This is a genomic window from Hymenobacter seoulensis (assembly GCF_054780535.1).
Genome location: NZ_BAAGWD010000002.1, coordinates 1335630 through 1360214, shown reverse-complemented (window position 1 = coordinate 1360214; position 24585 = coordinate 1335630). Strand labels below are relative to the sequence as shown.

The 24585-nt window shown below is 56.0% G+C and carries 14 protein-coding genes; 8 read left to right on the top strand and 6 right to left on the bottom strand.

Annotated features, from left to right (window positions below):
- Positions 1–68: 68 nt before the first annotated feature.
- Positions 69–1358, bottom strand: a complete 1290-nt coding sequence (locus tag ACYVHC_RS13590) for a carboxypeptidase-like regulatory domain-containing protein (RefSeq protein WP_460614275.1) — start codon at positions 1356–1358, stop codon at positions 69–71.
- Positions 1359–1565: 207 nt separating this feature from the next.
- Between ACYVHC_RS13590 and ACYVHC_RS13585 the strand changes: the two genes are divergently transcribed.
- The 3 genes from ACYVHC_RS13585 to ACYVHC_RS13575 all read left to right on the top strand — a co-directional run bounded on the left by ACYVHC_RS13585 (position 1566) and on the right by ACYVHC_RS13575 (position 6948).
- Positions 1566–2315 carry a superoxide dismutase gene (locus ACYVHC_RS13585; RefSeq protein WP_460614274.1) on the top strand — a complete coding sequence of 250 codons (750 nt, stop codon included), beginning with the start codon at positions 1566–1568 and terminating at the stop codon, positions 2313–2315.
- A gap of 176 nt (positions 2316–2491) precedes the next feature.
- Complete coding sequence (locus tag ACYVHC_RS13580; protein ID WP_460614273.1) at positions 2492–3514, top strand: alkaline phosphatase D family protein; 1023 nt, start codon at positions 2492–2494, stop codon at positions 3512–3514.
- Between the two features lie 233 nt (positions 3515–3747).
- Positions 3748–6948 (top strand): glycoside hydrolase family 3 N-terminal domain-containing protein, encoded by a 3201-nt coding sequence (locus ACYVHC_RS13575; RefSeq protein ID WP_460614272.1) that lies wholly within the window; start codon positions 3748–3750, stop codon positions 6946–6948.
- 53 nt (positions 6949–7001) lie between these two features.
- Here ACYVHC_RS13575 and ACYVHC_RS13570 read toward each other — a convergent pair whose 3' ends face one another.
- Together ACYVHC_RS13570 and ACYVHC_RS13565 are read right to left on the bottom strand one after the other, a co-directional pair.
- Positions 7002–9743 carry a S8/S53 family peptidase gene (locus ACYVHC_RS13570; RefSeq protein WP_460614271.1) on the bottom strand — a complete coding sequence of 914 codons (2742 nt, stop codon included), beginning with the start codon at positions 9741–9743 and terminating at the stop codon, positions 7002–7004.
- Positions 9744–10291: 548 nt separating this feature from the next.
- A complete protein-coding gene (locus tag ACYVHC_RS13565; RefSeq protein WP_460614270.1) occupies positions 10292–13855 on the bottom strand; it encodes an Ig-like domain-containing protein in 3564 nt (1187 codons plus the stop codon).
- Between the two features lie 375 nt (positions 13856–14230).
- Between ACYVHC_RS13565 and ACYVHC_RS13560 the strand changes: the two genes are divergently transcribed.
- Complete coding sequence (locus ACYVHC_RS13560; RefSeq protein WP_460614269.1) at positions 14231–15856, top strand: 3-(methylthio)propionyl-CoA ligase; 1626 nt, start codon at positions 14231–14233, stop codon at positions 15854–15856.
- A gap of 104 nt (positions 15857–15960) precedes the next feature.
- On the opposite strand, the gene ACYVHC_RS13555 is transcribed toward ACYVHC_RS13560, so the two are convergent.
- The 3 genes from ACYVHC_RS13555 to ACYVHC_RS13545 all read right to left on the bottom strand — a co-directional run bounded on the left by ACYVHC_RS13555 (position 15961) and on the right by ACYVHC_RS13545 (position 19693).
- Entirely contained in the window at positions 15961–16467 is a 507-nt protein-coding gene (locus ACYVHC_RS13555; RefSeq protein WP_460614268.1) for a DUF2059 domain-containing protein, read from the bottom strand.
- A gap of 57 nt (positions 16468–16524) precedes the next feature.
- Positions 16525–17703, bottom strand: coding sequence for an acyltransferase family protein (locus ACYVHC_RS13550; RefSeq protein ID WP_460614267.1), 1179 nt, complete (start codon positions 17701–17703; stop codon positions 16525–16527).
- Between the two features lie 205 nt (positions 17704–17908).
- Positions 17909–19693: a glycoside hydrolase family 10 protein gene (locus tag ACYVHC_RS13545; protein ID WP_460614266.1), complete on the bottom strand. Its 1785-nt coding sequence runs from the start codon at positions 19691–19693 to the stop codon at positions 17909–17911.
- 223 nt (positions 19694–19916) lie between these two features.
- Here ACYVHC_RS13545 and ACYVHC_RS13540 point away from each other — a divergent pair, with 223 nt between their 5' ends.
- The 4 genes from ACYVHC_RS13540 (at position 19917) to dnaK (ending at position 24501) form a co-directional block, all read left to right on the top strand.
- The gene (locus tag ACYVHC_RS13540; RefSeq protein WP_460614265.1) at positions 19917–20321 is read left to right on the top strand and encodes a hypothetical protein; all 405 of its coding nucleotides are present in this window, start codon (positions 19917–19919) and stop codon (positions 20319–20321) included.
- A 68-nt stretch (positions 20322–20389) separates the two neighbouring features.
- On the top strand, positions 20390–21337 hold the full coding sequence (locus ACYVHC_RS13535; RefSeq protein WP_460614264.1) for a pseudouridine synthase family protein: 948 nt from the start codon (positions 20390–20392) through the stop codon (positions 21335–21337).
- Between the two features lie 74 nt (positions 21338–21411).
- A complete protein-coding gene (locus tag ACYVHC_RS13530) occupies positions 21412–22299 on the top strand; it encodes an alpha/beta hydrolase (RefSeq protein ID WP_460614263.1) in 888 nt (295 codons plus the stop codon).
- 261 nt (positions 22300–22560) lie between these two features.
- A complete protein-coding gene (dnaK, locus tag ACYVHC_RS13525) occupies positions 22561–24501 on the top strand; it encodes an Hsp70 family protein (RefSeq protein ID WP_460614262.1) in 1941 nt (646 codons plus the stop codon).
- The last annotated feature ends 84 nt before the right edge of the window (positions 24502–24585 follow it).

The following is a 24585-nucleotide window of genomic DNA, read 5'->3' as shown; positions in this document are numbered from 1 at the left end:
GCCGCTTAAGTACCTAGTAAAACAGAAAAAGGCCTGCATATGCAGGCCTTTTTCTGTTTCTGAGTCGGCTACTCTATCCGGCCGTCCCGAATCCGGACATCGGCTTTGGGAGCGGCTTTCTTCACCATGGTCCCGAAGGCTCCTTTCTGCTCGAAAGCAGCAATTACTTCGTCTTCGGCGGGAGTGCGTTTTACGACTGGGTTGTTGGCCCAGAACTCCGGATCGTAAGGCTTGGCCTTGATAGCATCCAGGTCGCGGTCATCCACACTCACGGGGGCATAGCGAATGCCAGTAGGCTTGGTATCCTGCTCGAAGAAAAAGGTAAACGACGACACGTTGATGTTAGCGGTAGGCTTGCCGGGCTCTACCAACTCGGCGGTCAGGCTGGCTTTCATGAGTTCCAGCGGCGCAATGGTCGCTTCACCATCTTGAAAGGTCATTTCAATATCCAGCTTGGGGTTGCGGTACTTCTGCTTGGGGTTGTTGGAAGCCGCCGTGAAGTTGGGAGTCGTCATGTGGTAGCGCATCACCTGGTAGCTGTCGATATCCACCCAAATGGTGCCTTGCGAGCGGTATTTGGTCAGTTCAGGGCGGGTTTCAAACTTGATTTCGGCTACTCCTCCTGTTGAGTCTTGGCCCACAATACCAACCAGCTCTAGCAGGTAGTTTTTCTCCACATTCGGGCTGAGCAGCGCCAGAGATCTAGTGCTGTCCTGGCGCGGATCAAAGAGGCCAAAGGAGCGGGTATAAATAGAGAAGTTGCTGAAGTTGGTGAGAGCCGGGCGCGCGGCATAGCGGCCCTGGGCCACCGTGGTCCCCTCAATGCGGGCTGGGTTCGACTTTACGTTCCAGACTACTTCCTGCAGCTCCGTAGGCGCATTATCGATGCGAGTTATCTGGCGGTAAAAGGCCTTGCCATAGTAGGGGCGGCGGTAGTTGCGCTGCAGGTTGCGGTAGGCCCGGTCAACGAGCTGATAGGCATAGCTGCCTACTTTCACTTCGGGCAGCACCACCGTAGCAGGGGCCAAGGCTACCGTTAGGGCATCGGCGCCGGAAGTTACCCGCACTGTGTCGCGCACGTGGCTCAACTCCGAAACTAATAATACTACGGGCAGCTTGGCCACCGTAATGGTAAACTCGCCTTCGAGGTTGGTGGTAGTACCGTTGCTAGTGCCGGGCACGGCCACACTGGCAAAAGGCAACGCTTCTTTAGTGTCTTTGTCGCGCACAGTGCCGCGCAGTTGCACCTGGGCTTGGCTGAACTGGGTTACGCTTAGCAACAGGGCTAGCAACACATACGCAAGCGGAAAACGGCTCAAAGAAAGTCGTGGAGAGGCTACGGCCAGAAGATCAAGCATCGGTACAGAAATAAGCAGCGGAAAAGACAAAGCAGGCAGAGCGCTTCTACCTAACGCAGGCCCGACCCAAAACCGTGCCCACCTGCACAAAAGTAGCCCGCAAACGCAACTGGAATGCCTTAATGTAGGTAAGTAATGTACCTTAGGGCATACCGCCAGCGTTTGGCCGGCAATCTGTCCTTCCACTTTTCCTCCTCTCCTACTGTCATGCTGAAGCGAGATTTCCTGAAAAATGGCGTGCTTACCATGGTGGGTGCCCTTGTAAGCCCCGCCCTCCTGGCTGCCGCTCACGAAGAAAAGCTACTCCGCGAAGCCCGGGCCACTCCTATGGCCGATGGCCCATTTACGCTACCCGCCCTGCCCTATGCTTTCAATGCGCTGGAGCCCCATATTGATGCCAAAACGATGGAAATCCATCATGATGCGCACCACAAAACCTACGTATCGAAGCTCAACGAAGCGGTGGTAGGCAAGCCCGAAGAAAAGCTGAGCCTGGCGCAGTTGCTAGCCTCGGCCAGCAAGCAACCCGATGCCATCCGCAACAACGCCGGCGGGCACTGGAACCACTCTTTCTTCTGGCAGATTCTGTCGGCGAAAGGTGGCGGCAAGCCCAGCGGCGCGTTGGCTACGGCCATCACCAAGGACTTCGGCTCGTATGAGAAGTTTACGGAAGAGTTTACCAAGGCCGCTACCGGTCGCTTCGGCTCGGGCTGGGCGTGGCTGATTCACGATAAGAAGGCGGGCAAACTCGCTATTACTTCCACTCCAAACCAAGACAACCCGTTGATGGATGTGGCCGGCATTCAGCACGGCACACCACTATTGGGCCTTGATGTGTGGGAACACGCCTACTACCTCAAGTACCAGAACAAACGTCCTGACTACGTGAAGGCGTTCTGGAACGTAGTAAACTGGACGGAGGTAGGCCGCCGCTTCGATGAAGCCAGCAAAAGCTAGCTCCCCGGGTTGGTTAAACCTCTGATTGAAAACCGCTCCTGGCACTCCGGGAGCGGTTTTTTGTTTGTATAGGAGTAGAAGCTGTTATACAGCGGCAAAACAGCTTTCTGCGCAAACTCAACAGGTAATTACTAGCCTTAACGCAGCCCGAAGGCCCTATAAGGCATCTTTGTACCATGAAAACGACCTTTTGCTGGCTAGTGGCGGCCGCAACCCTACTGCTTACTTCGCCACCAGCCGCGGCGCAACAAACCAAAAAAGAGCTGCGCATTGCTTTCGGCTCGTGCAACCGCCACGATTTGCCACAACCACTCTGGGACGATATTGCCCGGGAGAAGCCTAACGTGTGGATCTGGCTGGGCGACAATATATACGGCGACTCTGATGACCCCAACGTACTGCGCGCCAAGTACACGGCCCAGTTTAATCAGCCCGGCTACCGCGCACTCCGCGAGCAAGGCACTACCGTAATTGGCACCTGGGACGACCACGACTACGGCCGCAACGACGGCGACAAAAGCTACCCCTTCAAAGCCCAAAACCAGCAACTAGCCCTTGATTTCCTGGAGGAGCCCGCGGGCAGTGCGCGCCGCCAACAAGAAGGCATCTATACCTCATACACCTACAAAGCAGGCCGCAAGAAAATCAAGGTACTTCTGCTTGATGACCGGTATTTTCAGGACAAGCTCTTCCGCGACTCGGCTCTGGTATACCACCCCAACCCCACCGGCGACGTGCTTGGCGAAGCACAGTGGCAGTGGCTCCGGGAGCAGCTCCAGAATTCCGATGCCGATGCTCACCTTATTGCCTCGGGTATTCAGTTTTTGCCCCAGGAGCACCGTTTTGAGAAGTGGGCTAATTTTCCGGTGGCCCGGCAGCGCTTTCTGGAGTTATTAGCTTCCACTAGGCCCAAAGGCGTCGTGCTCATCAGCGGCGACCGGCATATTGGTGAGATTTCCAAGGTGCCAGTGCCCGGCGTGCCGTACCCCGTGTACGAAATAACCTCCAGCGGCCTCACGCACACGGCCACGCACAATACTTCCGAGCCCAACCAATACCGCGTCAGCCCGCTCGTGAACCAGCTGAATTACGCGCTGTTCCGGTTCCGGCAGCAGGGTCGCAAGCTTTTCGTGACGGCCTCATTGCGCGGCGATGAAGGCAAGACGTTTTACACGGAAGAAATTGAGCTGGGTAAATAGCTAGGCACTAAACTCAACCGAAGGCTAGGTCGTTTTCCGAAGTCAACGCGCCGAAGCATCTTGCCTGCTGACGCTGTAACGCTAATTCAACGATACGAGCGAGATGCTTCGGCCAGCGCAGCAGAACGTTCCTTCCGAAACCGCTTCGAGGATTACCCGTTGCCCTCATGCGTTCTATGCTCCGTGTTTCACCTAAATTCGCATCTTACCCATTTCACTTGCCGCGACTTCCTTTGTCTTTCCCTCGTCTCCTCTCGCTTTTGTGGCTGCTACTAGCGCTGCTAAGCGCCACCGATGGTACGGCCCAGCGCCGCAAAAAGCTACCCACCAAAAAGAAAACTGCCGTTTCAGCATCTCGGCGCCCAACTGCCCCGAAGAAAGCATTAGCTGCCCCCAAGCCCGCAACCGCCAAAAAGCCGGCACCCGTTGCAAAAACCCGTAACCTGCCTGTGCCATTTGCACCGCAGCTTGCTCAGTCGCGGTGGGTTGACTCGGTGATGAAAACCCTGACGCCCGACCAGCGCGTGGCCCAGCTCTTTATGGTGGCCGCGTACTCCAACCGTAAGCGTATTGATGAAGACTCCGTATCGGCCCTGATTCAGCAGTACGGCATTGGCGGCTTGATTTTCTTTCAGGGCGGGCCGGTGCGCCAGAGTAAGCTCCTGAACCGCTACCAAAGCCAAAGCAAAGTACCGCTGCTGGTGGCTATGGATGCCGAATGGGGCGTGGGCATGCGCCTAGATAGCGTGCAACGCTTTCCGTTTCAGATGAGCCTAGGCGGCATCCGGGAAAACCAGCTGCTCTATGATATGGGTACGGAAGTGGCCGCGCAGTTTAAGCGGCTGGGCATGCACGTTAATTTCGCGCCGGTGGTGGATGTGAATAACAACGCCGCTAACCCCGTCATCGGGTACCGCAGCTGGAGCGAAAACCGCGAAAACGTAACCGAGAAAAGCTACCTCTACATGAAGGGCATGCAGGATGCAGGCGTGCTGGCCGTAGCCAAACATTTTCCCGGCCACGGCGACACCGACACCGACTCGCACCTGGCCCTGCCCCTCCTCCGCATTGACAAAAAGCGTATCGATACGCTGGAGCTGTTCCCCTTCAAAAGCCTGATGGAGCGCGGTATTGGCGGCATGATGGTGGCGCACCTCAACATTCCGGCCCTTGACACCACCGGCATGCCTAGCACTCTATCGAAACCCATCATCCAGGGCTTGCTGAAGCAGAAGCTAGGTTTTGAGGGCATCATTTTCACCGATGCCATGAACATGAAGGGCGTCATCAGCAAGTATCCTCCCGGTGATGCCGACCTGCGCGCGCTCATTGCCGGCAACGATGTGCTGGAATTCTCAAAGAATATTCCGCTGGCCCTGCAAATGGTGCGCGCGGCCATCAACCGCGGCGAGCTGAGCCAGGAAGACCTGGACGCCCGTTGCCGCAAATTACTAGCCCTCAAGGAATGGGCAGGCCTGAACAAGTACCGACCAATTGAACTCAAGAACATCACGGCCGACCTGAACACGCCCCACGCTCAGTACCTGAGCCAGCACCTCACGGAGCTGAGCATGACGGTGCTGCGCAACCAGAAAACCCTGCTACCCCTGCAGCGCCTCGATACCTTGCGCCTGGCTACCCTCACAATCGGCACCAAAGACACCACCGATTTTCAGCGCATGGTGGCTGATTACGCGCCGGTGCGCCACTTTTGGCTGTCGGCCACCGCGAGCATGGATGAGCTAACGAGCATGCGCGAGACGCTGAAAGCCTACAATACGGTGCTGGTGGGCCTCAATAACCTAGGCCGCCTGCCAGCCACTAACTTCGGCGTAACGCCTGAAACCAATGTGCTGCTGCGTGAGCTGGGCAGCAAAGGCCAGAGGATGGTGGCAACGGTATTTGGCAATGCATATGCCGTGGCCAAAGTTCGGGACCTGGAGCGCGCCGATGCCGTGGTACTAGCTTACCAGGAAAGCAGAAACGCCCAGGAAGTAGCCGCCGAAGTTATTTTTGGCGGCGTTTCGGCTAGCGGAAAATTGCCCGTTACGGTTTCTGATCGGTTTAGCTACGGCACGGGGCTAGCAACGCAGGGTGGCATGCGGCTACGCTACAGCTTTCCGGAGGCCGTGGGCATGAACAATAACCTGGAGGCCCGCGTCGACTCTATTATGAACGGCGCCGTGACCGCCCGAGCATTTCCTGGGGGCGAGGTGGTTATTGCCCGGCGCGGGGTGGTAGTGCTGCGCAAAAGCTACGGCACGCACTCTTTCCAGAACTCACCAGCCCAGGCTGGCAAGCCCAGCCGCCCTGTCCGCAACACCGACCTTTATGATTTGGCTTCTCTAACGAAAGTAACCGCGGCACTGCCCGCCCTGATGAAGCTTCAGGAGGCCGGCAAGTTTTCGCCCGACATGACCCTAGGGCAGCTGTTCCCGGAGTTCCAAGGCACCAACAAGCAGGACCTGAAGCTGCGCGATGTGCTCACGCACCAAGCCCGCCTGAAAGCCTGGATACCATTCTGGAAAGACTACACCAAGCCCCGCGGTATTTTTAACGCGCTACTGGGTAAAAGCCCCGATGCCAAGGAGGTTTCTGCTACCCTACCTTCGGAGCTAAACCGCCGCTTCTTCCGCCCCGATTCCTCGGCTCGGTTCCCGCTGCCCGCCGGCCCTAACTTGTGGGCCCGCAAAGATTTCCCAGAGCGCCTTACCAAAGCCATTGCCGAGTCGCCGCTGAACGAGAAGCCGGGCTATGTGTACTCCGATTTGTCGTTTATCATGTATCCGCGCTTTATCAAGTCGGCCACGGGCAAGTCGCTGGACCAGTTCGTGACGGACGAAATCTACCGGCCGCTGGGCGCTAGTACCCTCGGCTACAACCCCACCCGCCGCTTTCCCCGCAGCCGCATTACGCCCACCGAGTACGACTCCCTGTTCCGTCACGGCCAGCTGCACGGCACGGTGCACGATGAAGGTGCTGCTTTGCTTGGGGGCCTCTCGGGCCACGCGGGCCTGTTCGGCAATGCCAACGACGTAGCAAAACTGGTGCAGCTCTACGCCTGGAATGGCAAGTATGGCGGGCAGCAGCTTTTCAAGCCCGAAACTGTAGCTGAGTACACCAAATGCCAGTTCTGCCCCGATAACCGCCGCGCCCTAGGCTTCGATAGGCCCGCAACCAACCCGGCCCTAAACTCAGCCAAAAGCGTGTCGCAGCTCAGCTATGGCCACACCGGCTTTACGGGCACCTACTTTTGGGTTGACCCCAAGGAAGAGTTGACCTGTATTGTGCTCACCAACCGCGTAAACCCCACGCGCCGCAACAACAAAATCACCGAGGTGAGTGTGCGCACCGGTGTCTTACAGGTAGCGTTAGAGAGCATCCGGCAGCCCCGAAAACAAGCCGTGGAAAGCACCGTGCCTCAAGAGAATTAAAAAAGCCCCGGCCAACTGGCCGGGGCTTTTTTGTGTGACTATCAAACCGAAGCTTATTGCAATACTAGGCGCTGCGAAGACACTTGGTTGCCAGTTTTCACTTTAAACAGGTACGTACCGCGCGACAGGCTGCTGCCATCAAACTCAACCTGATGGCTACCCGCCGACTGTGCCCCGTCAACCAGGGTTTTCACTTTACGTCCCAGCACGTTGTACACTTCCACCGTTACGGCGCCCTCTTGTGGGAGACTGTAGCTGATGGTGGTGCGGCCCGAGAACGGGTTTGGGTAAGCGGCAACCTCTTTGCTGAGCGTAGCCAGGCTAGTAGCTGGTGCAGTAGTAGCGGCCGTGCCGCGGGCCTGCGTAGCCGGCTGCGTCAGGGCTTCCCACTGCGTGAAGGTGCGCGTTACGATAACGGCAAAATCGGCCCGGGTTACGCGCTGAGCGGGCTTGAAAGTGGCGTGCAGCACAGGCTCCAGGTCGTTGGGGCCCTGCGTTAGGGTGTAGTAGGCGTTAATCAGCCCCAGTTCCAGGGCAACACTCACGTAGCCTTCGAGACCAGCCGGAATGGTACCGGCATCCTCTACCACCAGCGTTTTGCCGGCGGCCTGCACCGTTACGGGCTTGCCATTACGCTCCAGGGCATTCTGCTGGAAGCCCAGGCCCTGCACCAACGAATAGGCCAGCGCCGCCCGATCAACTACCCCGCTCGGCGAGAACGTACCCGGCGCGCTCGGTAGCATTACCCCATTGTACTGATGAAAACGGTCGCGCAGGGCGGCACCTTTAGCTACCACAGATTCCGTTAGCAAAATGTCGGCAACAGTTGATACGTCGGAGAAAGAGCGGGCGCCCGTGGTTGGCAGCAGTTGCCGGATGCCCTGGCCCATCATGAGGTAGTCAGCCAGCTGCAAGCGCGTCAGGTTTTGATCGGGCTTAAAACCGTTGCTCAGGCCATCCATCAGGCGGCTGTTTACGGCAGCTTTAATAGATGCTTCGGCCGGGTGCCCTGCAATATCCAGCAGGCCTGTGGTTCCGCTTACTGTAAGTTTGGTGAGAGAAGCCGTTACGGTTTCCGGAATAGCCACACCATTCAACCCGTCTACCTTAAGCGTCCAGGTTCCGGCAACAGGCGAGCCAACGGCTACGCTCCGATCCTGGTACAGGGCAAAAGCCGCCGGAATGCCCGAGCGATGCTCCACGCCATTCGGATCAATCAGAATCAGGTTAAGAGCATTACCGCTCAGCCCCGAAATACCACCGGCCATAATTTTAGCCTCCAGGCTGTTGGTGCCCGATGCCACCGCAAAGGTGGTCTGGTTGCTGGCCGCCAGCGCCGGGTTGTAGTTGATGGAGTAGGTTTCAGTAGTGCTCTGCGAATTCACGCTGCTGTTGAAGCGGCGACTGGCATTCACCGTCGAGCCAAAGGCAGAGCCTCGAAAGGCTTTGTCTACGGCCGCATAGGCGTTGATGTAGCCAGAGCCCACTTCCCACGTTTCGCGGCCGGGCATGTTGGTAGCCGTTTCCTGAATTAGCTGCTTCACCTGGGCTGGTGCCAACGCTGGGTTCGCTTCCAGCATAAGCGCCACTACCCCAGCTACGTGCGGCGTAGCCATAGAAGTACCGCTCATATGGGTATAAAACGGAACCTCAGCAGGTTGCAGCAGCTCTACGTCCATTTGAGTGCCTAACGACGACACCGGCGCTATGGCCCGCGTTGAAACTACATCTACTCCAGGTGCTACAATAACCGGCTCATTTTTAAACGTCCAGGTTTGGCCATCTACCGAGAACGTGCCTCCCTCATTGCGCACCCCACGCGACGAGAAGTCGGCTAGTTTTCCATCCTTGTCACCGGCACCCACCGAGATGGTCCAGGGGGCAATGGCGTAAGGGTTGTGCGTATCGGCGCCCGGGCCTTCATTGCCGGCCGCAAACACAACCACCATACCGCGGTCATACACCTTCTTGGTCACCACGTTAATTGGGTCGTTGGGGTCGAAACCACCGCTAGAGCCAAAAGAGTTGCTTACCACCCGAATGTTATACTGGTACTGGTGCGTAAGCGCGTAATCGAAGCCACCAATGGCATCAAGCACCAACAGGGCACCACCGGAGCCGTAGCCAAGCAAGGATGCCCCGGGAGCTACGCCCTCGTATTTGCCGTTCGACTTGGAGCCGGTACCGCCTACGGTGCCTGCGCAGTGCGTGCCGTGGCCCGAGTTGGTGTCGGTATTCGCTACTCCTTCTAGGTAGGTTACGGGCAGCAACGCGCTCAAGGCATTGAGGTTGGTGCTACCAAGCGTGTTCTGTACTAGGTGAGTTCCAAACTTAATGTCCTCGTGCGTACCATCCACGCCGCTGTCGTTAATGAGCACCCCAATGCCGCGTCCCGATACCGGAATTCCTTTGTTGCGGGCCGTCATTTCCTGATCTACCCGCAGGCGTTTTACTCCGGTCAGGTGTGTATCGTTGTAGTTGTAGTACGTTAGCTTTTTATTGAAATACAGTGATTTAACCTCAGGATTCTTGGCGAGGGCATTTACCTGGGCTGCGGTAGCAAGTACGCCGGCAACCGGCACGGCCTGAAATGTAATGCCCTGCGTTATGCCCAGACTGCGCAACAAACCAATTTGCGAAAGCAATGGCGCTCCGTTGCCCTTAAATGTTACGACAACCTGCGCTACGGGGCTGTTTTTGAAGGCAGCCTGCAAGGCCGGATCAATGGTTGCCTGACCAAATGCGCTTCCGGCTGACACACTAGCGAAAGCGAAGACCACTAAAAGTTTCTTCATAAGGTTGTGGAAGGGAGGGTAAGAAAGAAGTTTGGCGTGCTGCTGATGCGGCTCCTCTGCTCAGGCGCTCATCTATCGGCAGAGTACTATCGGGAGCAAGAGCAGTTTACTCCGAGTCTACTATACCTGTGGCAGCGCCATATCTACGCTAAACCCTCTGCCCGTGGTTTTAACTTTTTTAACAATTCTCGCAATTATTATGTCCATATATTATCACATTAATCATTATAACATCCGTTACATGCAATTATTTCAATAATTCAACCTTATTCTTAACTCTATATACAACTTAACCAGGATAAGCTGAACCGCTGCAACTTCGCTAACAGCTTCTATATGAATCTCATTGATCACCTTCTGTATAAGCCCAATTTTGTACAAGTCAACAGTACAACATCCTCAAGCACCTGAACAGTAGCTTTTGGAGTTTCAGTTGCCTAGTAATCCTCCTAGCCCCGATTGACCAGTGAACCCTGCCGGTTAAAACAAGAAAAGCCCGCCAGAATCATCTGACGGGCTTTTTGTATCGCTGATTACTCTGCGCTAGCTTATTCTTTCACCAGCCGCTGCGTGATGCTGATGGCGGCGTTGTGCACCTTAATGATGTAAACACCCTTGGCAAACTGCTGCACATCCAGCGCAGAGAGTGCTCCACCAGTGGCCTTGCCAACCTGGAGCACACGGCCCGTTACATCAATAATATCAACTGTATAAGTACCGGCGGGCAGGCTGCTCAGGTCCAGGGCGGTGCTGCCTAGGGTGGGGTTCGGCACCAACCCTACCGTGTAGGAAGTGGGAAGCTGCTCAGCGAATTTTACGGTCTTTACCGAGGAATACTGGAAAGTACCATCAGTATCTACCTGACGCAGACGGTAGTACAGCAGCGCCCCTACCAGGCGGGCTTTACCGTCAATGAAGCGGTAGCGGTGCTCCTGGGTGGTAGAGCCCTGGCCTTTTACCGTACCCACCTTGCTGAACGAACGACCATCTACGGAACGCTCGATGTCAAAATGGTCGCTGTTTTTCTCCATGATAGTCGTCCAGGTTACCAGAGCATCATCCTGCTTGGCTACGGCATCAAACTGCGTGAGCTCAACAGGCAACGGCTGCGACAACTTCACGGAAATGGTAGAGGGGCTGGAAGGTGCCCCCACAAAATCTCGCACGCTGTACTGGATAGTGGTAGTGCCGGCAAACGTGGCAACGGGCGTGAAGGTGACTACACCCGCGCTGTTCACCCGGTATACCCCCACGTTAGGCACCACGCGGTTTACGTCCTGCTCAGGGGTAGCAGGGTCCAGATCCACGGTAGCAGGGTCCACGCCATCTACGTCTTGGTCGTTGGAAACGACATCAAGCGTAGCCACGCGGCTGCCTGACATATCCTGGCTGTCGTCGGCCGTGATGGGGCCTACCCGCACCGTGATAGCAGCCACCGTGCTTTCAGCATTGGCGGCGTCTTTTCCTTTGTAGGCAATGCTAGTAGAGCCTGTAAAGCCGCTAGCGGGCGTAAAGGTAATTCTGCCAGTAGCGGCATCTGCGTTAAACTTTCCTTCCGCTTTATCGATAGACTTGGCCCCGTTGCCGGTAGCTGCTTTCGAGCTGAATAGCAGTAAGCTGTTGCCCTCAATGCCGCCATCGTCAATGTCGTTATCGAGAGCCGAGAAAGTAGTAGGCACGATAGAAGGCACTAGCACAAGGTCGTCTTGCGCCTTGGGTGCCTCGTTGCAAGTCCCAAAGTACACATCATCAATGCCCATGTCGTTGCCGCCTTGTACAATCGATACGTTTACGATTTCGAAGGTAGCTGTGGTGTTGGTACCCGAGAACCAGATGTCGCTGAGCTTTACCCAGGAGTTAGGCGCCTCCGGAATGGAGGTAATTTCGGAGGTAGCCACCCCGTTGATTACGAAACCAAATACCGGGTCGTCGGCGGTAGTAGTGGTAGTGTTAGCCAGAATGTTGTTTACCCACGCCGAGAAGTTGTAGTACTTGCCAGGCTCCACCTTAATCGTCTGCGAGTACAGCTTCTTAATGGTGTTGCTGCCATTGATCATCAGGAAGTTCCCACTCCTACCCGTCTGGGCAAAGTTCGGGTGGTAGTCGGCGGCGCTGGTACCTACTGCGTACAGACCCTCCGGAACCAGTTCATTGGTAACACCGCTTTGGTTGGCAACATATATATAGTCGGTTTGAAAGCCCGTGTTGCCTAGTTCAAAGCCCGGATTTTTCAGCAGGTTGGGGCCGGTAGCCTGGGTGCAGGCTACTGCCGGGTCGTACACGGTTATATTTACCGTCGCTACCGACGACAGGCCGCCATCGCTTACCCGATATACGAAAGAGTCATTTCCTACATAGTTAGTATTCGGCGTGTAGGTATAGTTACCATCCTCTGAGATGGTTACGCTGCCTTTTGTGGGAGCCGTAACCGCTGTAGTAGCTACCGTTAGGTTAGTACCAACTCGGTTGTTGTCGTTGATCAGGACGTTACCTGACACAGCGTTGTTTCTCGGTGTTACGTTCGAGTCGTTGTTTGCCAGCGTCTGAACCACCGTGAGCGTGAGGGTAGCGGCGTTAGAAGCATTGCCCTTGGCGTCTCGAACAATGTAGGAGAGTGTGCTGGTGCCCGTGTAGGTACCTTGAGCCGCAAATGAAATCAGGCCGAATTCATCAACTGTGTACGTGCCCTTGCTGCCATCCGTAAAGCTCGTCTCGCGGGCGGTAGTGGCAGGGTTTAAGTCTACCGTAGCCGGATCAATATCGTTGTCGGCGTCCGTGTCATTGCTCAGAATATAGATAACTGAGCGAGCCGTGTTAGAGCGGGTAGCCGCATCATTCACGGCCACTGGGGCCACACTCGTTGTAGCCAGTCTCAGCTGCTTCGGAGCTGACACCAGCCCTTTCTCATCCTGAATGGTATATGCTAGGGTACTAGTACCAACAAAGCCATTGCTGGCCGCAAATGTCACGAGGCCATTATCATCTACCGTAAACGTGCCTTGGTTGGCAATAGTGTAGGTAGCCTGCCGACGCTCCAGAGCAGGGTTAAGGTCTAGAGTTGCTCCTGATATGGTAGCTACCCCATCTGCATCCGTAACATTTTGCAGCAGATTGATGGCCGTAGTGGTGTTGTAAGAGCGCGTTACTTGATAATCAGCTCCTACGGGAGCGGCATTGGTCAGCGTAAGGCTGAGGTTAGCCGTTGCCTTCTGATTCGCGTTGTCAACGAAACCATACGGGAGCACCGCGTTTCCTACAAACTTGCTGGAGTTAGTTACTACTATCTCCCCGGCTGCCGAAGCGCTGTACGTAATTCCGTTCGCGTCAGTGTAAGCTGCATCAATGGCGGTGGTGGCTGGGTTTAAGTCCAGCGAGAAGCTGCCATCTGCCGCATCGTTGGCAGCTACATCAATTGTTGGGCTTGCAGTGTAGGAGGCGGTCAGGGCATCATTCGCCGCCGTAGGCGTTAGCTTGCACCAAGAGAGCGAGGCAATAGCCACCTCCTGACTGCCAGGATTATTATCGGCCGTTTGCGTATTAGCGAAAGTAAGAACCAGCTTTTTAACTGCGCTCGGAAAGGTAACGGTTGTGGCTCCGGTTCCCTGATTGTTCGCTGACTGGTCACTCACCGTATTACCAGCCACGGTTAGGCGGGTGGGCCGAGCAATATTTGCCGAAGCCAAAGAAATCAGATTGCCAGGAGCTACCACATCCGAGGTGTAGCCATTGAACGTTACCGCATCCTGATAATCGTTTTGGTTTCCTGACTGACTATTCCGGTCAATGCCATTCACAACAATCTTGAGGTTGGACACCGCGCGGCTAAACGTGATGGTAACCGAAGACGTGTTGTTGGTTTGATTACCATAATCAGCTGCCCACCTGATTCCCGAAGTGCCAACCGTTGCAAAGGTTGCAACGTTGCCGGTGGGGCTAAATCCACTGGTAGTAAATGTGGTAACGCCCACACTAGCCGACCGGGTCTTCCAATCTTGCGCAGCGGCGGTGGTAAAATTAAATGTGTTAGAGGCTGCCCCGCATTCCCCCTGTGCTTGTGCCCCTAAGGGCAGCAGCGCCCAAAAAGCGCCTAATAATCGTAAGGTTGTTTTCATGTAAACAGATCAAGTACTTGTACAAATCATCACTATAAAGCATTAACATAATACTACTGTAAATGCCTAAGCCAAATTTATCAGGGTAGAGTTTAGTATGCCATTAAATGCTTCATTAGTTCGTATTACCATTATATTATGTTGATTAATTCCTATATATAATAAAAATATAAATATGTAAATACATGAAATAATACAAAATACGATCATTAATCATGTGGCTAGAATGTTATGGTTGGGTAACCAGTAACTGAAGCAGCCCGATAAATTACCAAGAAGCAAGTGTCGCGCTTGTTATAGGTGGCCTGGCAAGGAATACCCTCGGTTTTTCGGTAGCTTAATCCGCAACTTCCCACTCCAACCTGTTCTGTTGCTATGCTAGGCCTCATGATGAACGAACCCCTGCGTATTGCGGGGCTGCTGGAACACGCCGCCAAGTGGCATTCTGATACTGAAATTGTGTCGCGGCTCCCGGAGGGCGGCATGCACCGCTACACGTATGCCGCCGCTCATCAGCGTAGTAAGCAACTGGCCAATGGGCTTACGGAGTTAGGCATCCGGAATGGCGACCGGGTGGGCACGTTGGCCTGGAACACGCACCGACACTTCGAACTGTATTTCGGCATTTCGGGCATGGGAGCGGTTTGCCACACCATTAACCCTAGGCTGTTTTTCGAGCAGTTGGTGTACATCATCAACCACGCCGAAGACCGACTCATATTTTTCGACCTGACGTTTTTGCCACTCGTGGAAAAGCTTGCCCCTAGCTGCCCCACAGTAGAAAGCTGGATTCTGATGACCGGCCGAGCCCACATGCCGGAAGCCACTACCCTACCCGACTTGCGCTGTTACGAAGACCTGCTGTCGGCCCAGAACAGCGCGTATGAGTGGCCCGTATTCGATGAAAATACGGCCTCCTCGCTTTGCTACACCTCCGGCACTACCGATCAGCCTAAGGGCGTGTTGTACTCGCACCGCTCCACGCTGCTGCACACCTACGCCGCCTCCCTGCCCGATGGCTTCAACTGCTCCGCCCGCGACGTGGTATTGCCGGTGGTGCCCATGTTCCATGTTAATGCTTGGGGTATTCCGTATGCGGCGCCCATGAATGGCTGCAAGCTCGTGATGCCCGGCCCCGGCCTTGATGCGGCCAGCCTATATGAGCTGTATGAGCAAGAAGGCGTAACGTTTACGGCCGGCGTGCCTACCATTTGGTTTGGCCTGCTGACGTTTATGCGGGAGAAAAAGCTGCGTTTTTCTACCCTCAGGCAAATGATTGTGGGCGGGGCCTCCTGCCCACCAGCGCTGCTGAAGGCCTTTGATGAAGAATTGGGGGTAGTAATTCGGCACGCCTGGGGCATGACGGAAACCTCGCCCCTAGGCACCGTGTGCACCCTAAAGCCCCAACAGCTCAGCCTCAGCCCCGACGAACAGTTTGCTATCCAGACCAAGCAGGGCCGCTCTATTTTCGGGGTGGATATGAAGATTGTGGACGACGAAGGCAGCGAGCTGCCCCACGATGGCGCGGCATTCGGCGATTTGCTGGTGCGCGGGCCTTTCATTGTGGCCGACTATTTCAGAGCCGAGCACCCCGGCGAGCTAACCCGAAGCGGCTGGTTCCGGACCGGCGACGTAGCCACCATCGACCCAGACGGTTTCATGCAAATCACGGACCGCAGCAAGGACGTCATCAAATCGGGTGGCGAGTGGATTTCCAGCATTGAGCTCGAAAACCTGGCCGTAGGGCATCCGGCGGTGGCGGAAGCGGCCGTGATTGGCGTACCGCACCCCAAATGGAGCGAGCGGCCCCTGCTGGTAGTGGTGCGCAAGCAGGAAACGGACATCAGCGCCGAGGAGCTGCTCGCTTTCTATGAAGGAAAAGTAGCCCGCTGGTGGATTCCGGAGGCTGTAGAATTTGTGGAGCAGCTGCCTCACACGGCTACCGGCAAACTGCTTAAAACCAAGCTCCGACTAGATTTCGAGGGGTACGAGTTCACTTAAAACCTACAAGCATTATAACGCGAAAGCGGGCGGTTTATTGTATTGCCGGACCTAGGGCCAGCAACACGATAAACCGCCCGCTTTCTTAGCGTTCCCGCAGGATCCTATTTCACGTCGGGTGTTGGCGACTGTGTCTTCATTTTTTCGGCAATGGCTTGCTGAAGCTCAGGCATGTGCTCTTGCATACGCTTCTGCCCTATTTCCATGCCGGCCTGCATCAGCTCGGGCATTTTGGTGATGGTTTTGCGCCCCGTTGGGGTACGGTAGAACTTGGCTAGTTCCTTAAGCTCTTTCTCACTGAATTCGCGAGCGTAGAGCTGCACCATATCCTCCTTCATCGAGGACCAGCTCATGTACTTGTTGAGATAAGCACGCATTTCCGGCTCCACTACTTTCATTCCCGGGTTCTGCTCCATTTGGGAGGTCAGCATCCGGTCGATGGTAGTGGCCAGGTTCTTTTCAGAGTCGGTGGCCGCCAACAAGTCTTCAGCAGCTTTGCGCTGTCCGGCCGAAAGCGGCGCGGCCGTGCTGGTAGTGGCGCCAGAAGTTTGGGCGGTAGCAGCCGGGGTGACCAAGGCCAGCACCGCAGCCAACATCAGGAAGTTTTTCATCTCCCGAAGTACGAGAAATTATCGGACTAGGCTGCGCCGCCTAGATCCTCTATCGGCTCAAACCTTAATAATGATGTTGCGCCGATACATCAGCCACAGCACTACCAGCCAGATCAGTACGCATACCAGCGCGCCAGCCAAGGAAGCGTTTACGGGGCTGAAGTATGGTACGAAAAACGTGTCGTAGAGCCAGTTGCGCAGGCCCGTTGGCTGCCCGTTGGCTCCCGTAACCGGTATCATGTTCAGCAGGCGCGGAATCAGGCTCGAAAGAAAAAACACGGTAATGGCATTCACGCCGAACACCAGCGGCGCCAGTATCCAGCGGCGGTAGCCCTGCACATCGGTAAGCCAGTAGAGGCCGGCCAGCGTTGCCAGCGCGAGGCCGCCGCTGTATAATACATAGGAGCTCGTCCAGAGGCTTTTGTTGATGGGAAACCAGCCGTTCCAGATTAGGCCCAGCAGTACGCAAGCACTTCCGGCCACAAACAGCCAGGCTACTCGGGTGGCCGGCTCTACGTCTTTCCGGCGCAGCCATTGACCGGCCAGCAAGCCAAGTAAGCCCGTGCCAATGGCTGGCAGAGTGCTCAGCAAGCCTTCGGGGTCCCAAGTGCGGCTTTGTTTCCAAAGATGCGCTTCACCCAGCAGGGTGCGGTCGAGCCAAGCGCCTAGGTTGGTGCTGGCCTCCAAGTTAGCGGGGCCGTAGCCAGGCACAGGCACCACTTGCAGCAGCACATTGTAGGTAATCAGCAGCAACGCCAACAGCCCGAGCTGTTGACGGCGCGAAGTTTTCAGAAAGAGGATGCCACATACCAAAAACACCACTGCTATACGCGCCAACACACCCGGAATACGCACCGTGCTGAAATCAAAAGCCGGAAACAACGCCGAAAAAAGCCCTAGCCCAAACAGGATGGCCGACCGCTTTAAAATCCGCAGCATCGTGCGGCCGTGTGTTTCGGGCCGGAGGCGGGCAGCATCGAGCGAGTAGGTAATGCTGACGCCGACAATGAACAGGAAGAAGGGAAAAATCAGGTCGGTGGGCGTACAGCCGTGCCAGTGCGCGTGCTCCAGCGGCGCATAAATGTGGCCCCAGTCGCCGGGGTTGTTCACCAAAATCATGGCCATGACGGTGATGCCCCGAAATACATCGAGGCTGACGAGGCGCCCGGGTTGCGATGCTTCTGCGATGGGAGTAGTATGAGTGGTATGCTGGGCAGCCTGCGTAGTGGTTTGCATTCGGGAAAATACGAAAGCTAACGAACCCACACAGTGGCAGAAACTTAAAACTTATTGGCCACAGCTACTTAACTTATCCTGTAAGACACCTACAACACTTTGACTGACCAAGAGAGCTAGTAATTTGAAAGTGTTTTGTAAAAAAAGCTCCTTTCTGTGATAAGAAAGGAGCTTTTATATCATGTGTAGTATTTCTACTTCGAGTTTACCGTCCGAAGATGCGTTGGAAGAAGCCGCCGCGACGCTTGGACTTAGTTTTTACTTTCACTTTAGTGGTAGTGCCGGTGGCGCTACCTACTCGGGTTGGCCATGGCACTACAGGGCGCGGCACCGGACGGGCGGGCGGCGTTGGGCTAGGAGCCGGAGCTGATGCCACAACAGGAGCCGGCTCAGGTGGTGCCGTTTGGGCCACTATAATTTCGGCGGCGCGACCCGTAGTACGTACTGATATCGGGCGGCTTTCATTATGCAGGCGGTCGAAGGCAGTAAGGTAATAGGCGTAAGCCTGACCGGCGCGGGCCGTGGTATCCACAAAAACCAGGCCCCGGCCGGGCTGAGGCCGCAGCACTACCAGTAGGTTGCGAGGGTCATCGGGGGTAGGCGTTTGGTCGGACTCGAAGCGGTAGAGGCCGTAGTAGGCGGCTTTGTCGCCGTCGGCAGCTTCGGGGCTGGGCTGCCAGGTAAGCGTATTAATGGCTCCCGAAACGGTGATGTTGAGGTTTTCGGCAGGGCGGGGCGGCACGGCATCCAGCCAAGGCATAGTGGGCACCAAGGCTGGGTAACGGAACTCATGCTGCCGCAACGAGTCAGTGGTATGCAGCGCATTCGCCATCAAGGACTTTGAGCTAAAGAACACGCTCCCACTTACTTCTGTGGGGAAGGTCCGGTTCAGGCGTACTTGCCGCGGCAGCTCCCGTGGGTTGCGCCACACGGTATCCGATTTGGTATTTTCTAGCATCCGGTACGCGCCATGCCCGATGTACAGGTGACGGCCGTAGCTATTGCGCGCCCACCACTCTACTAACACCGGGTACTGAGCCACTTTAAAGCCTGTGCTCCAGTACAGTTGCGGCAATATATAATCAACCCAGCCTTCGCGCAGCCACTCCAGCGCATCGGCATATAAGCCGTCGTAGCCCTGGAAGGCTTTGGTGGCTGAGCCGTTGGGGTCAGAGGTTTGGTTGCGCCACACGCCGAAGGGCGAGATACCGAATTTCACCCAGCGCTTGGTGTGCTGAATGGTGTCGTGCAGGTCGCGCACCAGAGTGTTCACGTTCTGGCGGCGCCAAGCGGCTAGTGGCAGGCGGTCGGGGTTAAAGCGCGCGAAGGCGTCTTCATCGTGAATAACCTGCCCGGCTTCGGGGTACGGATAAAAGTAGTCGTCGAAGTGGACGCCATCAATATCGTAGCGGCGCACCACGTCCAGAATCACCTGGCTGATGTAGTTGCGCACCGCCGGCAGGCCGGGGTTATACAAGAGCTTGCCCGAGTAACGAATAAACCACTCCGGGTGCTGCCGGTACGGGTGGTTGGGCGCCAGCCGCCGCGTAACCGTATCCATGGTGGCCCGGTAGGGGTTAAACCAGGCGTGGAACTCCATGCCGCGGTTGTGGGCTTCTTCAATCAGGAAGGGTAGCGGATCGTAGAACGGGGCGGGCGCTTTGCCCTGCTGGCCGGTCAGCCACTTGCTCCAGGGCTCCAGGCTGCTTTGGTAAAACGCATCAGAAGCGGGCCGAACCTGCACAAACAGGGCATTAATTCCGCTTTTCTGGTGCTCATCGAGCATGCGGCGATACTCACGGCGCTGCTGCTCCGGGCTGAGGGCCCGGCTGCTGGGCCAGTCAATATTTTCTACGGTAGCAATCCAGACGCCGCGCAGCTCGCGCTTTGGCGGCGCATCGGCGGCGGTTGCGGCCTTGAACGGGGCTAGCAACAGAACAAGCAAAAGAAGGGCAACAGGCAAGCGGCAGGCAGCAGATAATCGAAACATTGGCGTAAAATTACAGATTAGCCGGGCAGGTTTCGGCTCTATTTCCGCGGCTGTGTTGTTTACTACCCTAGCCAGAGCACGAAACCCGAACGGAAATACCGTTTTCTGATTGCCAGCCCACTAAGTTTGGCATCTGTTTTCAAGCCACGCCAACCCGAAACAGTACTAGGTCCTGTTGGCCGCGCAACCCATCTTACCCCATTTTTCAGGCTATTTTATCTGCATGAACCGCGCCCTTCTGATCTTACTACCTGCTACCCTACTGCTAGCTAGCTGCAAAAAAACCACGGAACAACAGGCGGAGCTAGCCGTGCAGGACTTCGTGCGAAACCGCATCTCCGACCCCAAAAATTACTTTCCCGGCAAGTTTACCTTCCGCCCGTACACTAAGCGCGACTCGTTGCTGTACCTGAGCCAGATGGCGCAAATCAACGGCTCGGTGGCCCCGCCGGCTCCAGGCTCCGCTGACACCGTCCGTATCGGAACCCTAGTGCGCCACGCCTACCGCGACGAAATGCGCAATGGCCTCATGATTCAGGACAGCGGCGAATATGTGGTACGCCCTAACCTAGAGGTGCGTGTGCTTATGGCGGAAAGCATCCGGAAGAAACGTTTGCAGCAACGCTAGGTACCTTTGGGCTTGTAAGCCCGCCTGACCGTAGTTACGGATGGGCGAAAGATGCCGTACTTTGTAGCATGCGTTACGTTCTACTCAACAAGCCCTACGAAGTCCTAACTCAGTTTACCGACGAAACCGGCCGGAAAACCCTGAAGGATTTCGTGAGCATTCCCAATATTTACCCCGTCGGCCGTCTGGATTATGACTCCGAAGGCCTCGTGCTGCTCACCGACGATAAACAGCTCCAACACCGCCTTTCCGAGCCGCGCTTTAAGGTGCCTAAAACTTACTGGGTACAGGTAGAAGGCGTACCTACAGAAGAAGCACTGGAGAATCTGCGCCGCGGCGTGGATCTGAAAACCGGCTATACGAGCCCTGCTGAGGTGGTATTGCTGGAAGAGGAACCGCAGCTGTGGGAACGAAGCAAGCCAGTACGTTTTCGGGCCAGCATCCCGACGAGCTGGGTGCAGATCCGGATTTCGCAGGGCATGAACCGGCAGGTGCGCAAAATGACGGCCGCTGTCGGCTACCCCACGCTGCGCCTTGTACGCGCCAGCATTGCCGATCTGAAAGTAGAAGACCTGCAGCCCGGCCAGTGGCGCGAGCTGACTAAAGCCGAAGTACAGGCCCTCACCGAAGACATGGCGGCCCAAACGGCCGCAGCCGGCACCTTCAAAACGCCCAATAAAGGATCCGAGTATTGGCCCGGTGGCATCAGGCCTGCCGATGCCAAACCTGCTCAAAACAGCACCGGCGGCTACAACCGCGGCGGTTTTGGCGGAACAGCTGGCGGCGCCAAGAAAGGCGCTCCGGAAAGCCGCTCTGCCGGTAACCGCGGCGCAAGCCGCGCAGCAAATACGTTCAATGCCAAGCCAACCGGCGGCAAAGGCCCCGGTAGCAAGTCGGCGGGCGGCAAAGGCGCAGCAGGCAAAACCGGTAGCAAGCCCGGTCCAAAACCTGCCGGACGAGGCGGTGCTACTCGCAAGCTGGGCCCGGCTGGTGGTGGGCGCAACGGCCGTGGTTAATGCCTAGCATTTCTTTTCGCAGTAAACCCCAACGCCGTCGGCAATTCCTGTTGCTGATAGTGTTGGGGTTTCTCATGCTCAATTTGGTAGCGGCTTTTCACGCGTGGCGTTTCACGCATTTTACTATTGAAACTGCCCGGCACACCACCAATCCCGAACACCTTTCGGGGCCGCAAAAGCTATGGGTGCTGCTCACGGGCATCAAGAACCCTAAGCCGGCAAACGTTACTAGGCCGCCTTTTCCGTACAACGCCATCTACCTCCAGAGCCCGAACGGCCGGTTGGAAAGTTGGTACAGTGCGGTGCCCAATGCCCGTGGTACGGTGGCACTTTTTCACGGCTACACCAGCTCCAAAAGCAAGCTCCTGACCGAGGCCAGCACGTTTCGTCGGTTAGGCTATAATGTGCTGCTCACTGATTTTGCAGGCAACGGTGGCTCGGAAGGCAATGTCTGCACCGTAGGGCACCATGAAGCCGAGGACGTTGCCACCGTTACCAAGTGGTTGCAGCGCCGGCCAGGCCTAGTATTCATTTATGCTAACTCTATGGGCGCCGTAGCCACGTTGCGGGCTGAAGCCGAGCTTGGCATAAAGCCCACCGCCAACCTGCTGGAGTGCCCCTACGGCAGCATGCTCGAAACGGCTCAAAGCCGCTTCCGCTCCATGCATGTGCCCTCCTTCCCAATGGCAAACCTCTTGGTGCTGTGGGGCGGCCTCGAGAACCGTTTCTGGGCCTTCGACCTAGATGCGACACGCTATGCCACCCAGATTACTACCCCTACCTTACTGCTGTGGGGCGAAGTCGACCCACGCGTAACGCGCCAAGAAACCGACGCCGTTTTTGCAGCTCTGCGCGGCCCCAAGCGACGGCAGGATTTTCCTAGGTCCGGCCACGAGCCCTACTGGTGGAAGCATAAGGCACTCTGGGAACAGACAGTGGCGGATTGGTGCTACTCTTATTAAAACCGTCAACGCATTTGCTACCTCTAACCACTTAGCAGCACAAACTCATTCTTTCTTGCTGCCCAGCTGTCAGGCTATCCTCTCCTACTAGTTCCCGTAAAAGCCAGACCGTCGCGAATACTTCTGGTGTAGTATCCCAAAGTGACAATCTGTCACGAAAAACCCGCTTTTCTGGGGCTGGTACGCGTCTTGTAATTCCCCCTGTGCGAGTAATTCGCATGTAGTATCTGACACCTCAACTCCTCTATAACAACCATTCACATGGGCAAAATAATCGGTATTGACCTCGGCACCACCAACTCGTGCGTGGCCGTAATGGAAGGCAACGAGCCGGTGGTGATTCCGAATAGCGAAGGCCGCCGCACGACTCCCTCGATCGTGGCGTTCCTCGATAACGGTAAAGGCGAACGTAAAGTAGGTGACCCCGCTAAGCGTCAGGCCATTACCAACCCCAAGAACACGTTGCAGTCAATCAAGCGCTTCATGGGCCGCGGCTTCGGTGAAGTAACCGAAGAGTCGAAGCACGTTTCCTATGAGCTGGTGCGCGGTTCTAACAACACGGTAGCAGTACAAATCGGCGACCGTCAGTACACGCCCCAGGAAATCTCCGCTATGGTGCTTCAGAAAATGAAGCAGACTGCTGAAGACTACCTAGGTCAGCCTGTAACGGAAGCCGTTATTACGGTTCCTGCTTACTTCAACGACGCGCAGCGTCAGGCTACGAAAGAAGCTGGTGCCATTGCCGGCCTCGACGTAAAGCGTATCATCAACGAACCTACTGCCGCTGCCCTGGCCTACGGCCTCGATAAGAAACACAAAGACCAGAAGATTGCCGTGTACGACCTGGGTGGTGGTACCTTCGACATCTCGATTCTGGAGTTGGGTGATGGCGTATTTGAAGTACTAAGCACCAACGGTGACACTCACCTTGGTGGCGACGACTTCGACCAAGTTATCATCAACTTCCTGGCGGAAACGTTCGCCAGCGAAAACGAAGGCCTTGACCTGCGCAAAGACGCAATGGCCCTGCAGCGCTTGAAAGAAGCCGCTGAGAAAGCCAAAGTAGAGCTGTCGTCTTCGACGGAAACGGAAATTAACCTGCCCTACGTAACGGCTACCGCCTCGGGCCCGAAACACTTGGTAGTAAAGCTGAGCCGCTCGAAGTTCGAGCAGTTGGCTGATAACCTCGTGCGCCGTTCGATGGAGCCCTGCAAAAAGGCGCTGCAAGACGCTGGCTTGAGCACTTCTGACATCGATGAAGTAATCTTGGTAGGTGGCTCAACTCGTATCCCCCGCATTCAGGAGGAAGTGGAGAAGTTCTTCGGCAAGAAGCCTTCAAAGGGCGTTAACCCCGACGAAGTAGTAGCCGTGGGCGCTGCCATTCAGGGTGGTGTACTGACCGGCGAAGTGAAGGACGTGCTCCTGCTCGACGTGACCCCACTTTCGCTGGGTATCGAAACGATGGGCGGTGTGATGACCAAGCTGATCGAGTCGAACACGACCATTCCTACCAAGAAGTCGGAGACTTTCTCGACGGCTTCTGACAACCAGCCATCGGTTGAGATTCACGTACTGCAGGGCGAGCGTCCGCTGGCTTCGCAGAACCGTACCATCGGCCGCTTCCACCTCGACTCGATTCCGCCAGCACCCCGTGGTGTTCCGCAAATCGAAGTAACCTTTGACATTGACGCCAACGGCATCCTGCACGTTTCGGCCAAAGACAAAGGCACGGGCAAAGAGCAGAAAATCCGCATCGAAGCCTCTTCCGGCCTCACCGACGCTGATATTGAGCGCATGCGCAATGAAGCTGCCGCCAATGCGGAAGCTGATAAAGCCGAAACCGAGCGCATCGGTAAAATCAACGCCGCTGACTCCATGATTTTCCAGACGGAAAAGCAGTTGAAAGAGTACGGTGAAAAACTGAGCGCAGGCAACAAGACGGCCGTTGAAAATGCCCTGGCGGACCTCAAGAAGGCACACGAGAGCAAAGACATCAGCGCTATCGACTCGTCGATGGAGGCTATCAACGCTGCATGGCAGGCTGCTTCGCAGGAGATGTACGCCGCAGGTGGTGCTGAAGGCCAGCCTGGCGCTGACGGTGGCAACCCCTTCGGTGGTGCCGGCCAGCCCGGTGGCAATGGCCAGCAAGGCCAGCCGCACGACAACGTGACGGACGTAGACTACGAGGAAGTAGGCAAGTAATTGCTGACTAGCCTCAGAAGCACAGAAAAGGCCCGAAGCAATTGCTTCGGGCCTTTTTGTTTTTGGGCATTAATCAACGGTTCG